Here is a 12,521-nt window from a genome sequence, read left to right on the forward strand (position 1 = left end):
ATTTCCCGATGTGAGAATTCCGGTGTATTGCCGCGCCCGAAAAGGTCACGTAGAACCCGGCTTCAGGAGGCGGCAATGGCCCAAGACGTGGGCGAAGAAGTGACAGACGTCCAGCCGGCAGCGGGAAATCGGCACAGAGTGCGGGTTTCCATCGGCGCGCTGCTGCTCGGCATGCTCATCTCGGCCCTCGATCAGACCATCGTCTCCACCGCGCTGCCCACGATCGTCAGTGACCTCGGCGGAATGAACCACCTGTCCTGGGTCGTCACCGCCTATCTGCTCGCTTCCACTGCCGCGACGCCGCTGTGGGGCAAGCTGGGCGACCAGTACGGGCGCAAGAAGCTCTTCCAGGCCGCGATCGTGATCTTCCTGATCGGGTCGGCGCTGTGCGGCCTCGCACAGAACATGTCCCAGCTGATTGCCTTCCGAGCCCTGCAGGGCCTCGGCGGCGGTGGCCTGATGGTCCTGTCGATGGCCATCGTGGGCGACATCGTGCGGCCCCGGGACCGGGGCCGCTACCAGGGACTGTTCGGTGCCGTCTTCGGCGCCACCAGCGTCCTCGGGCCGCTGCTCGGAGGGCTGTTCGTGGACCATCTCAGCTGGCGCTGGGTCTTCTACATCAACCTGCCCGTCGGCGCCGTCGCCCTCCTGGTGATCGCCGCCGCACTGCGCATCCCGGTCCGGGCGGTGAAACACCGGATCGACTACCTCGGCACGCTCCTCATCGCGTCCGTCGCGACCTGCCTGATCCTGGTGACCTCGCTCGGCGGCAGGACCTGGGGATGGACGTCGGCTCCGCTGATCGGAACCGCGGTCCTGGGCGCCGTACTGCTCGTGTGGTTCCTGCTCGCCGAGCGCAGCGCCGCCGAACCGGTGCTTCCGCTGAAGCTGTTCCGTATCCGTACGTTCACGCTCTCCTCGGCGATCAGCTTCGTGATCGGCTTCGCGATGTTCGGTGCGATGACCTACCTGCCGACGTTCCTGCAAGTTGTCCGGGGTGTGTCGCCCACCATGTCGGGCGTGCACATGCTGCCGATGGTGCTCGGACTGCTGCTGACGTCCACGCTGTCGGGCCAGGCCGTCTCCCGTACCGGGCGCTGGAAGATCTTCCCGGTGCTCGGCACCGCCATCACCGCCGCAGGGCTGTTGCTTCTGCACCGGCTCACAGAGTCCTCCGGCGACCTCGGAATGAGCCTGTACTTCTTTGTCTTCGGCTTCGGGCTCGGCCTGGTCATGCAGGTGCTCGTCCTGATCGTGCAGAACGCGGTGTCGTACGAGGATCTGGGCGTCGCCACCTCGGGGGTGACGTTCTTCCGGTCGATCGGCTCCGCGTTCGGCGTCGCCGTGTTCGGCACGATCTTCACCAGCCGGCTCGACGACAAGCTGCACGACGTGTTCACGGGCTCGGCGCAGTCGCAGTCGGCCGCCGCGCTTGAGTCCGACCCACGTGCCATGGCCGGGCTCCCGCCCGAGCTGCGCCCGTCCGTGCTGCACGCGTACGCCACGTCGATCACCGACGTGTTCTTCTATGCGGCCCCGATCGTCCTGCTCGCCTTCGCCCTGACCTGGCTCCTCAAGGAGGACAGACTGCGCGGCTCGGTCACCGCGCCCGACATGGCGCAGACCCTCAGCGTCCACCCCGTGCACCGCTCCTCACGTGAGGAGGTACAGCGAGCCCTGTCCGTACTCGGGTCGCGGGACGGACGGCGCGGCATCTACGAGAAGATCACCGCCATGGCCGGATACGACCTGCTGCCCGCGTCCAGCTGGCTGCTGCTGCGGGCACTGCGACCGGAGGAATCGCTGTCACCGACGCGGCTCGCCCAGTACAGCCAAGTGCCGTTGCCGGTGATCGAGGACGCCCTGCAGCAGATCGAACAGCGGCGCCTGGCCACACGGGAGGGCATGGACCTGTTCCTCACCGACGCGGGGCGCGAGGCTGCGGCAAAACTCTCGGCAGCCCGCCAGGCCTCCTTCGCCGAACTGCTCGGCGACTGGTGGGGACCCGACCGGCCGACGGATCTGGTCGAACTGGTCGAGGAGCTGTCCTCACAGCTGTCGGGATCAGACGGGGAGCGGCCGCAGACGTCGGTGCCCAGGGACCACGCCCGCCGCACATGATCGCCGGGGCAGCCCGTGTCTTTCGGGCTGCCGCTCACCGGGCCGGCTGATCCGAACCCGCAGTCCACGACGCCAGGAAACGCAGTCCGTCGTGGGACGGGGTCCCGGGCTCGGCGGTCGCGATCACCAGCTTCTGCGCGGGGGCGGCGGTGCAGGTCAGGCTGTCCCAGTCAAGGGTGAGGTCGCCGGCAACCGGGTGACGCACCCTCTTGGTGCCCATCCGCAGGCCGGTCATCTGCCGCCCTGCCCACCACTGCCGGAAGTCGGCGTCGGCCACTGACAACTCGCCGACGAGTGCGGCCAGTTCGGGGTCGCCGGGGTGCCTCGCGGCCTCCAGCCGCAGATGGGCGACACAGGTCCGTGCGCTCGTCCTCCAGTCGAGGTAGAGCTCCCGGAAGGCGGGGTCGGTGAAGAGCATCCGGGCGTAGTTGCGCTTCTTCTCGGGGACCCGGCCGAAGTCGGTGAGCAGAGCGGCTGCCAGGGCGTTCCAGGCAAGGATGTCCATGCGACGGCCGAAGACGAGCGCGGGCGTCTCCGTCAACTCTTCAAGAAGACGCTTGAGCTGCGGATGGACCTTCTGCGCCGCCCGGCGCCGCGGTTCGCGCTCGCCGCTCGCGGCCAACTCGAACAGGCGGTCACGCTGATCGTCGTCGAGGTGCAGGACACTGACGAGTGTGGCGAGCACCGACCTCGACACCGGGCCACGCCCTTGCTCCAACCGCGCGTAGCGGTCGGTGCTGATCCCCGCGAGCTGGGCGACCTCCTCACGGCGCAGCCCCGGTACCCGCCGGGCTTCCCCGGACTCGGGCAGTCCGACGGTACGTGGGCTGAGCTGCGCCCGGCGCACCTTCAGAAAGTCTCCCAGGTCAGTCAAAGGTACGTTGCTGTACATAGCAGCCAGTGTCGCAGCACACCACCGGAAAAAGAGGGGGAGAATTTCCTCCCAGGGAACGGCTTTCACCTTGTGCAGTGGTCCCGGGCCGGCTCTTCCGGCTCCCCGATCAGGAAAACGACCGGATTGCGACAGAACCTGAGCGGGGGAATGATCGCGTCCGCCCCGGTCGGGAGTCCGCGTTGCTGCAGGCACCCGGCGGTCAGAGGCGGGGTCGGTGGCCCTCACCGGCCTCGGGTCCGCCGAGCCGACCGGCGGCCCGCGAGGCGAGGGCGCGCAGGCCGTCGTACGACGGCGTGCCGGGCTCCGCCGTCCAGACGACGAGTTGCTGGTCGGGATCGGCGCTGCCGGTGAACGTGTCCCAGTCGAGGACGAGTTCGCCGACGACGGGGTGGTGGAACCTCTTCGCGCCCAACTTGCGCGACGGCACGTGACGGCTTCCCCACCACTGACCGAAGTCCTTGTCCTGCATGGAGAGTTCGCCGACCAGGCTGTTCAGTCGCGGATCGTCCGGGTGTTTCGCGGCCATCGTGCGCAGATGCGCCACGCTGCCGCGCGCGACGGCCCGCCAGTCCGCGTACAGCGTCCGCATGAACGGGTCGGTGAAAAGGATGCGGACGCAGTTACGCCGGTCTTCAGGCACCCTCGCGAAGTCGGTGAGCAGCGCGGCAGCGAGCGGATTCCACGCGAGGATGTCCATCCGGCGACCGATCACCACACCGGGACTCGCGGTGAGATCGTCGAGCAGGCGGCGCAACTGGGGTTGCGCCTTCTGCGCGGCCCGTCGGCGGTGTCCCGCCCTGCGCCGGCCTGCCAACTCGAACAGGCGGGCACGGTGGTGATCATCCAGACGCAGGACATGGGCGAGAGCGGCCAGCACCGACGCGGACGGCTGGATGCGGCCCTGCTCCAGCCGTGTGTAGTAGCCGGCGCTGATGGCGGCGAGCAGGGCGACCTCCTCCCTGCGCAGGCCGGGCACACGTCGGCCCCCGGTGTCGGGCAGACCGGCGGTGCGCGGACTCAACTCGGCCCTCCGAGCCTTCAGGAATTCTCCCAGCTCATTCAGACGCGCCTCGCTCGTCATGACAGCCAGTGTGACACCGCTCGGTCTCCGGGAGGGGGGTAGGAATCTCTCCCCTGGATAAGTGATTCTGCGGATGAAACTCTCCCTTCGCGGGGTCGCGCGAAGACGGCAGAGAAAGTCGGACGGTGAGCCTCGGGATGAATTGCTTTCCGAATATCACCGCCGGATGTCACCTCCTTCAGCAGCGGCCTGAATCCCCCACGCGAAAACACGCTAGGAGTACCATCCCATGTCCGAACGGAAGAAGTTCGCGCCGCCGGTCATCCAGGAGTTCGCCCCCAAGCTCGCGGAGGTGACCGACCTGGTCCTGTTCGGTGACATCTGGGAGCGGCCGGGCCTGTCCCCGCGTGACCGCAGCCTGGTCACCGTCACCGCTCTCGTCGCCCTGTACAGGACCGACCAGCTCGGCTTCCACCTCGGCAAGGCGCTGGAGAACGGTGTCACCAAGGACGAGCTGATCGAGGCCCTCACCCATCTGGCCTTCTACGCCGGATGGCCCAACGCCATGACCGCGATGACGCAGCTCAAGGAGATCGTTGAGAACGCCGACCAGTCCGGCTGACGCCTCTCCGCCCGGACGCACCCCACTTGACGTTCTTCCCCCACACGCCTCCGCCGCACGGGCCGGTGAAATCACCACACCAGAGGGACGACATCCCATGGAACTGCTGAAGCCGCCTCCCACCATGAAGCTTCCCGCCGAGTGGTTCACCGGCGCCGCCTACGCCGACGTGATCCACCGCGGCGAGGAACCCTCCCGGATACGGGCCAACATGGTCCGCTTCACTCCCGGCGCCCGCACCGCCTGGCACTCCCACGCCCTGGGCCAGACCCTCTACATCGTCGAGGGCATCGCACTGGTGCAGTCCCGCGGCGGTGACCTCATCGAAGCCCACCCCGGCGACGTCATCCACACGCCCTCGGGTGAGGAGCACTGGCACGGTGCCGCGCCGGACCAGTTCATGACCCATCTCGCCCTCTGGGAGACGGACGACGCCACCTGGCTCGAACACGTCACCGACGACGTCTACAACGGCCCGCGCGTCAGCACCCGTACCCGCCCCTGACACCACGACAGACACGACAAGAGCTGGGAAGGCACCATGCGAGCAACCATCATTCACGCGCCGGGTGACATCCGGGTGGAGAACGCCCCCGAGCCCAAGATCACGGCTTCGACGGACGCCGTCATCCGCACCGTCGCCGCCTGTGTGTGCGGCTCCGACCTGTGGAGCTACCGGGGTGTCCTGCCGGTCGCCGAGCCGCAGCCGATCGGCCACGAGTACGTGGGCGTCGTCGAGGAGGTCGGCAGCGACGTCTCCAGCGTCAGGCCCGGCCAGTTCGTCATCGGCTCGTTCGTCGCCTCGGACAACACCTGCCCGATCTGCCAGGCCGGGTACCACACCTCCTGCCAGCACGCGCAGTGGGTCACCGGCGCCCAGGCCGAGTACGTCCGAGTCCCCCTCGCCGACGGCACCCTGGTCGCCACTCCGGAGCAGCCGGCCGAGGAACTGATCCCGAGCCTGCTGACCCTGTCCGACGTCATGGGTACCGGCTGGTACGCGGCCAAGGCCGCCGAGGTCAGACCCGGTTCGACCGCCGTCGTGGTCGGTGACGGCGCGGTGGGCCTGTCCGGGGTCATCGCCGCCAGGGAACTGGGGGCCGAGCGGATCATCGCCATGAGCCGGCACGAGGCCCGGCAGAAGCTGGCCCTGGAGTTCGGCGCCACCGACATCGTCACCGAGCGCGGTGCGGAAGGCGTCGCCCGTGTCAAGGAACTGACGAACGGCATCGGCGCCGACTCCGTACTCGAGTGCGTCGGCACGCAGGAGTCGATGCACCAGGGCCTGCAGTCCGCGCGCCCGGGCGGCAACGTCGGCTTCGTCGGCTTTCCGCACGGCACACAGATCGACGGCCAGGAGCTCTTCTTCTCCCACGTCGGCCTGCGCGGCGGCCCCGCCCCCGTACGCGCCTACCTTCCCGATCTGATCGACCGCGTCTTCAGCGGCCGTATCAACCCGGGCAGGGTCTTCGACCTCACCCTGCCCCTGGACGAGGCGGCCGAAGGCTACAAGGCCATGGACGAACGCCGCGCCATCAAGACGCTGCTGCGTCCCTGACCGGACAGCCGGCCATGACCAGCGCAGCGATCACCACCGTCGAGGCGTACTTCGAGGCCTTCGGCACACGCGACACGGAACGCATCCTCTCCTACCTCGCACCCGATGCGACCTGGACGATCCCGGGCGACCCGGCACTGACCCCCTGGGCCGGGAGCCGCACCGGGCCGGAGGAGATCCGGCAGTCCCTCACCGCGTTCTTCGCGGCCGTCGAGCCGCTCGCATTCGAACTGGGGACCATGGTGGAGGCCGACGGGCGGGTCCTGGCACCGGGCCGGTACGCCTCCCGGTTCCATCCCTCGGGACTGGTACTCGAAAGCGAGATGATCCTGCGTTTCACCGTCACAGACGGCCTGATCACCGACTATCGCGTCTTCGAGGACTCACTCGGCATCACCCGGACCCACCTCGGTGAGCCGCCCACCGCCACCCGCACCTGACCACGGGTCTTCCGGCAACCCGCTCGACGAACCTGACGGGCTTCTCTCCCACCGGATCACAAGGATTGGAAGACACCGATGACGACCTGGACGAGCGACGAACTCGACCGCATCGCCAAGTCCGACGAACTGGAGATGGCCCCGCTCCGGCGTGACGGCACGCTGCGCGAGCCGGTGCCGATCTGGGTCGTCCGCGACGGTGACGACCTGTACGTCCGCTCCTTCCGCGGTAGGGACGGCGGCTGGTGGCGCACCGCCCGCGCGACCCACATGGGACACGTCCGCTCCGGCGGGGTCGACAAGGACGTCACCTTCGCCGAGGTGCCGGACTCCGGGACCAACGACCGCGTCGACGCCGCCTACCGCAGCAAGTACGGCCGGTTCGGCGGCGCCTACGTCGATCCCATGGTGGCGGCACGCTCCACGACGCTGCGGCTGCTACCCAGATGACCAGGACGATCCCGATCAAAGCCGCTGAGCCGCCACCACCGGTCGGCCCCGCACAGGAGTAAGTGTCATGCTCGGTCTCGAACTCGTCGTCGTCCTGGGTGCGGCCGTGCTGGTGGGGAACGTCCTGGGACAGCACTTCCGTGTCGCACCCCCCGTCGTGCTCCTGGTCGTGGGCGCCCTCATCGGTCTCGTCCCGGCCGTCCGCCAGACCCAACTCCCGCCCGAAGTGGTCCTGTTGCTCTTCCTCCCCGTACTGCTGTACTGGGAGAGCCTGACCACGTCGATGCGGGAGATCCGGACGAACCTGCGCGGCATCGTCCTGCTCAGCACGGTGCTGGTGATCCTCACCGCAGGGGCTGTGGCCGTCGCCGGGCACGCACTCGGGCTGCCTTGGGGGCCGGCGTGGGCCCTCGGCGCGGCCGTGGCGCCCACCGACGCCACAGCGGTGAGCGCCCTGGCAGGTTCCCTGCCGCGCCGTCAGATCACGGTCCTGCGTGCGGAAAGCCTCGTCAACGACGGCACCGCGCTGGTGATCTACGGCCTGGCGGTCGGTTTCACCGTGGGCGAGGAGCACCTCACCCTTCCGTATGTCGGCGCGCTGTTCCTGCTGGCCTACGGGGGCGGGGCCGCGGTCGGCGTCGCGGTCGCCTGGGTCAACATGAACCTGAGACGCCGGCTGGAGGATCCCCTGCTCGGCAACCTCGTCATGATCCTGGCGCCGTTCACGGCGTATCTGCTGGCCGAGCTGATACACGCCTCAGGTGTCCTGGCGGTCGTGGTGAGCGGCCTGATCATGGCCCAGGTCGCGCCCAGCCTCATCCGGGCCGAGCACCGACGCCAGGCACTGGCCTTCTGGCCGCTGGCCACGTTCATCATCAACGGCGCCCTGTTCGTCCTGGTCGGAGTGGAACTGCAGTACGCGCTGCGCCACCTGAGCCGGGCCGACCTCAGGGACGCCCTCATCGCGATCGCGGCGGTCAGCGTGGTCCTGGTCGCTGTCAGGTTCGTGTTCCTGTTCTCCTCCACGTACCTGGTCCGCGCGATCGACCGGCGTCCCGAACAGCGACTGCGGAGGATGAGCGACCGGGCACGAGTGGTCAGCGGGCTGGCGGGCTTCCGGGGCGCGGTGTCACTGGCGGTGGCACTGTCCGTGCCGGAGACCCTCGACTCGGGTGAGCCGTTCCCCGGCCGGGCTTTCATCGTCTTCGTCACCTCCGGCGTCATCGTGGTGACCCTCGTGGTGCAGGGGCTACTGCTGCCGGGCGTGGTGCGCTGGGCCCGGCTGCCCCGCGACACCTCCGTCGACGAGGAACAGATCCTCGCCGAGACGACGGCGACCGAGGAAGCCATCAAGGCACTGCCGCAGCTCGCGACCGAACTGGGCACGACCCCCAAGGTCATGGAGTGGCTGCGGCAGGAGTACGAGGCCAACCTGGCGACCGTACGAGCAAGGGGCGCGGGCAGCGACGACGATCCCGCCCTGCTCCACAACCGCCACTACACCGACCTTCGTCTCGCCCTGATCGGCACGAAGCGCGCGACCGTCGTCCGCCTGAGGGACGAGTCTCAGATCGACGACACCGTGCTGCGCCGGCTCCAGGCGGCCCTGGACAACGAAGAGGTCAGGCTGGCGGGAGGCGAGCAGGTGGAGTAGGCGCAGCGTACAGCCGGCCTCGCCGATCCAAGCCCCCCGAGAAGGAGTCCTTCAGCCATGACCTCCGGCCTCATCGACGTCCACGCCCATCTCCTCCCCGACTTCTACGTCCAGCAGGCGACTGCGGCGGGCCACGCCCACCCCGACGGCATGGGCGGCTGGCCCGCGTGGTCCGTACGAGACCACCTGGATCTGATGGACCGCAACGGCATCGAGACCGCGATGCTCTCCATGTCCTCTCCCGGCGTGCACTTCGGCGACGACAGGGCGGCCCGTCTCCTCGCCCGGCGTGTCAACGAGTACACCGCCGAAGTGACGCGCGACCACGGGGGCCGCTTCGGCAACTTCGTATCGCTTCCGCTGCCGGACGTGGACGGCGCGTTGGAGGAGATCGCCTTCGCCTTCGACGAACTGGGCGCCGACGGTGTGGCGTTGCTGACTCACACCCACGGGGTGTACCTGGGCGACGCACGCCTCGACCCGGTGTTCGCGGAGCTGGACCGTCGGGGGGCCGTGGTCTTCCTGCACCCCACCTCTCCCGTGTGCTGGGAGCAGTCCGCCCTCGGCAGGCCGCGTCCGATGGTGGAGTACATCTTCGACACGGCCCGCACCGTCACGGACCTGGTGATGGCGGGCGTCCTGACACGTCACCCGGACCTGCGGGTGATCGTCCCGCACTGCGGTGGCGCGATCCCGGTCCTGGCCGACCGCATCAAGGAGTTCATGCAGCTCTTCGTGCCTTCGCAGGAGGCACCCCCGCTCGACGCCGTGCAGCAGCTGAGCGCCCTGTATTACGACATCGCGGGTACGGCCTTCCCACGCCAGGTTCCCGCGCTGCTGAAGCTGGTCGGCCCTGACCGCGTGCTCTTCGGCAGCGACTACTGCTGGACGCCTGCGCCGCTGGCCGACGCCCACATCGCGGCGATCGACGCGGCCGAGCCACCGGCGGAAGGTGCCACGTGGCGATCACTCACCGCAGCGAACGCCCGGCGCCTGTTCCCGCAGGCCCCGCGCTGAACGGGGAGCGCCGCCACTCAACGCGATCACGCACGCGACGGCGCCGGCCCGATCGTGGACGCCAGGTGACGCAAGGCGTCGGAGGTCGGGCTGCCGGGCTCGGCGGTCCACACGACGAGTTGCTGCCCGGGGTCCTCGGCGCACAGGAAAGTGGAGCGTTCGAGGACCAGGTCACCGGCCACGGGATGGCGAAGCAGTCTGGTGCCGCCGGCCCGCGCGGCGACGTCATGCGAGGTCCACCAGAGCCGGAACTGCGGATCCAGCGCGGAAAGCTCCTCGACAAGCGCTGTCAGCCGTGGGTCGCGGGGGTCGCGCCTGCTGTCCATGCGCAGGTGGGACACAGCCAGACGGGCCATGGACTCCCAGTCCCGGTACAGCACGCGGATGGCGGGTTCGGTGAACACCAGGCGCACGTAGTTGCGCTCTTCCTCGGGGACACGTCCGAAGTCCATCACCAGAGCCTCGGCCATGGCGTTCCACGCCAGGAGATCCGTGCGGTGGCCGATGACGAATCCCGCGGTCAGGGTCAGGTCGTCGAGCAGGTGCCGCATCTGCGACCGGACCTCCTGCCGAGTGTTCCGGCCGGCCGTGGGCGGGGCGGTCTTCCCCGCCAGGGTCAGGAGGTACTCGCGCTGGTCGTCATCGAGGCGGAACACTTGCGCGAGCACCTCCAGGATGGCCCCCGACGCCTGGACACGGCCCTGCTCGAGCCGGGTGTAGTAGTCGGTGCTGATCGCCGCGAGTCGGGCGACCTCCTCCCGGCGCAGGCCGGGAACCCGCCGGGGCTCAGCGGTGTCGGGCAAACCGGCCGTGCCCGGACTCAGCTGTGCCCGGCGCGCCTTCAGGAAGTCCCCCAGTTCTTCCCCGCCCGGCTTGCGTCGCACATCCACAGCTTCGCATGCTGTTGCGATCCTGCAGAGTAAACACCCAGGGCACCAGTGGTACGTCCTCGCTCCGCCCGATCTACCCGACGCCTTCGGGGACACGGACGACGAAGTGAACGGGGGAGCGGTTCGGTCGCGGACGTAGTGACGTAAGCGTTGTCTCCGCTTCTTCACTGAAGCCATGAATTCGGCACTCATGCACGGTCACCCAACCCTGTACAGGGGAGGGATTTATCCGGGGAAGATTCCTTACCCCCTTGGGAGATCGAGCGCGGGGTACAGTGATTGAAGGATCGAAACCTGAAATACAGGAATAAACGCCGAAATATTCGGCTCAAAAACAATACCCAGGAGGAAGAATGCACACGCGAACGCTCGGGCGCGACCTGCAGGTATCCGCCATCGGCCTCGGCGCCATGGGCATGTCCCAGAGTTACGGTCCGAACCCCGGTGACCGGAGCGACATGATCGGCGTGCTTCGTGGAGCCGTCGATCGGGGGGTCACGTTCTTCGACACCGCAGAGGTGTACGGACCATACGTCAACGAGGAACTCGTCGGAGAGGCCCTCGCTCCGGTGCGCGACGAAGTGGTTATCGCCACCAAGTTCGGATTCCGCATCGAGGACGGTTCGGTCGTCGGACTGAACAGCCGGCCCGAGCAGATTCGCTCCGTCGCGACGGCCTCCCTCAAACGGCTCGGGGTCGAGAGGCTCGACCTCTTCTACCAGCATCGCGTTGACCCGGAGGTGCCGATCGAGGACATCGCGGGCACGGTGGGCGAGCTCGTACGGGAGGGCAAGGTCCGCTGCTTCGGGCTCTCGGAGGCCAGTGCGGAGACCATTCGGCGTGCCCATTCGGTCCACCCGGTGACGGCGGTGCAGAGCGAGTACTCGCTGTGGACCCGGGACCCCGAGCCAGAGGTCCTGCCGACGTGCACATCGCTCGGCATCGGATTCGTACCCTTCAGCCCGCTCGGCAAGGGGTTCCTGACCGGGACACTGGACGCCTCGACGCCGTTCGCGGCCAACGACGTCCGCACCACCATTCCACGGTTCACAGCCGAGAACCGGACGGCGAACCTGGCTCTCGTCGAACACATCAAGTCGCTCGCGCAGGGCAAGAGCGCCACACCGGGGCAGGTGGCACTCGCCTGGCTGCTTGCGCAGCATCCGTCGATCGTTCCGATTCCGGGAACCCGGCGCAGTGCGCGCATCGAGGAGAACGTCGGTGCCACGCAACTGCCGCTGTCCGCCGACGAGCTGGCCGACCTCGACGAACTCGCCGGCCGGATCGGGATCCAGGGAGACCGCTACAACGAGCACCACATGTCACTCTTGGACAAGTAGCCAACGGGGACATGTGCGTCGTGGCCTGCTCGATGAGCAGGCCGTCGACTTCAGCGGTCCGGTGGATCGCGTTCCTTGGCCCTTCGCTCAGCCCTCGCCGGAAGCGGCGGCCCGGATGGCAGGGGCGTCAATGCCCCACGACGTGACGAATTCGGGTACCACCTCCACCCAGTTGGGACCGAACCCTGGCCCCAGCCCGTCCCCACCCTCCGTGTGCAGGACGGTGGTCCCCTTGATGAGAATCCCGCGCGGCTGCCGGGTCCGCGCATCCGCGACGTCGTCGACCACCAGCGCCGCCTGCGGGTTGGCCTTGAGGTGACGGACGTACAGCCGCTCCTGGCCACTCCCTTCGAGCACGCGCCCGCCGATCTTGATCACCTCCTGCTCTGGATCGAAGTGGAACCTGATCGGCACCACATGCGGCTTGCCGGACCTGCTCGCCGTTGCGAGCCGTCCCAGGAAGTGTTCCCACAGGTAAGTGACTTCCTGTGCGTTGAATCTACTCATGTCGAT

The 12,521-nt window shown here is 68.3% G+C and carries 13 protein-coding genes; 9 read left to right on the forward strand and 4 right to left on the reverse strand.

From position 1 onward, the window contains the following. Positions 1–75 precede the first annotated feature (75 nt). On the forward strand, positions 76–2,121 hold the full coding sequence (locus tag ACFZB3_RS30935) for an MDR family MFS transporter (RefSeq protein ID WP_365340752.1): 2,046 nt from the start codon (positions 76–78) through the stop codon (positions 2,119–2,121). Between the two features lie 34 nt (positions 2,122–2,155). On the opposite strand, the gene ACFZB3_RS30940 is transcribed toward ACFZB3_RS30935, so the two are convergent. After that, positions 2,156–3,013 carry a helix-turn-helix transcriptional regulator gene (locus tag ACFZB3_RS30940; protein WP_365340750.1) on the reverse strand — a complete coding sequence of 286 codons (858 nt, stop codon included), beginning with the start codon at positions 3,011–3,013 and terminating at the stop codon, positions 2,156–2,158. Positions 3,014–3,215: 202 nt separating this feature from the next. After that, positions 3,216–4,097, reverse strand: coding sequence for a helix-turn-helix transcriptional regulator (locus ACFZB3_RS30945; protein WP_365340748.1), 882 nt, complete (start codon positions 4,095–4,097; stop codon positions 3,216–3,218). A gap of 229 nt (positions 4,098–4,326) precedes the next feature. Between ACFZB3_RS30945 and ACFZB3_RS30950 the strand changes: the two genes are divergently transcribed. The 7 genes from ACFZB3_RS30950 (at position 4,327) to ACFZB3_RS30980 (ending at position 9,778) form a co-directional block, all read left to right on the forward strand. Then, positions 4,327–4,659, forward strand: coding sequence for a carboxymuconolactone decarboxylase family protein (locus tag ACFZB3_RS30950; protein ID WP_365340746.1), 333 nt, complete (start codon positions 4,327–4,329; stop codon positions 4,657–4,659). A 97-nt stretch (positions 4,660–4,756) separates the two neighbouring features. Next, positions 4,757–5,164: a cupin domain-containing protein gene (locus ACFZB3_RS30955; RefSeq protein WP_365340744.1), complete on the forward strand. Its 408-nt coding sequence runs from the start codon at positions 4,757–4,759 to the stop codon at positions 5,162–5,164. 36 nt (positions 5,165–5,200) lie between these two features. Then, a complete protein-coding gene (locus tag ACFZB3_RS30960; RefSeq protein WP_365340742.1) occupies positions 5,201–6,217 on the forward strand; it encodes a zinc-dependent alcohol dehydrogenase family protein in 1,017 nt (338 codons plus the stop codon). A gap of 14 nt (positions 6,218–6,231) precedes the next feature. After that, a complete protein-coding gene (locus ACFZB3_RS30965; RefSeq protein ID WP_365340740.1) occupies positions 6,232–6,657 on the forward strand; it encodes a nuclear transport factor 2 family protein in 426 nt (141 codons plus the stop codon). A 78-nt stretch (positions 6,658–6,735) separates the two neighbouring features. Continuing rightward, entirely contained in the window at positions 6,736–7,107 is a 372-nt protein-coding gene (locus ACFZB3_RS30970) for a DUF2255 family protein (protein WP_365340738.1), read from the forward strand. A gap of 67 nt (positions 7,108–7,174) precedes the next feature. Continuing rightward, entirely contained in the window at positions 7,175–8,761 is a 1,587-nt protein-coding gene (locus ACFZB3_RS30975; protein ID WP_365340736.1) for a Na+/H+ antiporter, read from the forward strand. Positions 8,762–8,818: 57 nt separating this feature from the next. Continuing rightward, the gene (locus ACFZB3_RS30980; protein WP_365340734.1) at positions 8,819–9,778 is read left to right on the forward strand and encodes an amidohydrolase family protein; all 960 of its coding nucleotides are present in this window, start codon (positions 8,819–8,821) and stop codon (positions 9,776–9,778) included. Positions 9,779–9,804: 26 nt separating this feature from the next. Here ACFZB3_RS30980 and ACFZB3_RS30985 read toward each other — a convergent pair whose 3' ends face one another. Beyond that, positions 9,805–10,662 (reverse strand): helix-turn-helix transcriptional regulator, encoded by an 858-nt coding sequence (locus ACFZB3_RS30985; RefSeq protein ID WP_365340732.1) that lies wholly within the window; start codon positions 10,660–10,662, stop codon positions 9,805–9,807. 359 nt (positions 10,663–11,021) lie between these two features. On the opposite strand from ACFZB3_RS30985, the gene ACFZB3_RS30990 reads away from it, so the two are divergent. Beyond that, positions 11,022–12,008 (forward strand): aldo/keto reductase, encoded by a 987-nt coding sequence (locus tag ACFZB3_RS30990; RefSeq protein ID WP_391381047.1) that lies wholly within the window; start codon positions 11,022–11,024, stop codon positions 12,006–12,008. A gap of 87 nt (positions 12,009–12,095) precedes the next feature. On the opposite strand, the gene ACFZB3_RS30995 is transcribed toward ACFZB3_RS30990, so the two are convergent. Then, on the reverse strand, positions 12,096–12,515 hold the full coding sequence (locus ACFZB3_RS30995) for a pyridoxamine 5'-phosphate oxidase family protein (RefSeq protein WP_365340728.1): 420 nt from the start codon (positions 12,513–12,515) through the stop codon (positions 12,096–12,098). Positions 12,516–12,521: the final 6 nt, after the last annotated feature.

This window comes from Streptomyces sp. NPDC008092 (assembly GCF_042957285.1).
In the GTDB taxonomy this organism is placed as follows: Bacteria; Actinomycetota; Actinomycetes; order Streptomycetales; family Streptomycetaceae; genus Streptomyces.

Coding starts and splice junctions, on each gene's coding strand:
- ACFZB3_RS30935 (WP_365340752.1), top strand. CDS start 76: ATGGCCCAAGACGTGGGCGAAGAAGTGACAGACGTCCAGCCGGCAGCG.
- ACFZB3_RS30940 (WP_365340750.1), bottom strand. CDS start 3,013: ATGTACAGCAACGTACCTTTGACTGACCTGGGAGACTTTCTGAAGGTG.
- ACFZB3_RS30945 (WP_365340748.1), bottom strand. CDS start 4,097: ATGACGAGCGAGGCGCGTCTGAATGAGCTGGGAGAATTCCTGAAGGCT.
- ACFZB3_RS30950 (WP_365340746.1), top strand. CDS start 4,327: ATGTCCGAACGGAAGAAGTTCGCGCCGCCGGTCATCCAGGAGTTCGCC.
- ACFZB3_RS30955 (WP_365340744.1), top strand. CDS start 4,757: ATGGAACTGCTGAAGCCGCCTCCCACCATGAAGCTTCCCGCCGAGTGG.
- ACFZB3_RS30960 (WP_365340742.1), top strand. CDS start 5,201: ATGCGAGCAACCATCATTCACGCGCCGGGTGACATCCGGGTGGAGAAC.
- ACFZB3_RS30965 (WP_365340740.1), top strand. CDS start 6,232: ATGACCAGCGCAGCGATCACCACCGTCGAGGCGTACTTCGAGGCCTTC.
- ACFZB3_RS30970 (WP_365340738.1), top strand. CDS start 6,736: ATGACGACCTGGACGAGCGACGAACTCGACCGCATCGCCAAGTCCGAC.
- ACFZB3_RS30975 (WP_365340736.1), top strand. CDS start 7,175: ATGCTCGGTCTCGAACTCGTCGTCGTCCTGGGTGCGGCCGTGCTGGTG.
- ACFZB3_RS30980 (WP_365340734.1), top strand. CDS start 8,819: ATGACCTCCGGCCTCATCGACGTCCACGCCCATCTCCTCCCCGACTTC.
- ACFZB3_RS30990 (WP_391381047.1), top strand. CDS start 11,022: ATGCACACGCGAACGCTCGGGCGCGACCTGCAGGTATCCGCCATCGGC.
- ACFZB3_RS30995 (WP_365340728.1), bottom strand. CDS start 12,515: ATGAGTAGATTCAACGCACAGGAAGTCACTTACCTGTGGGAACACTTC.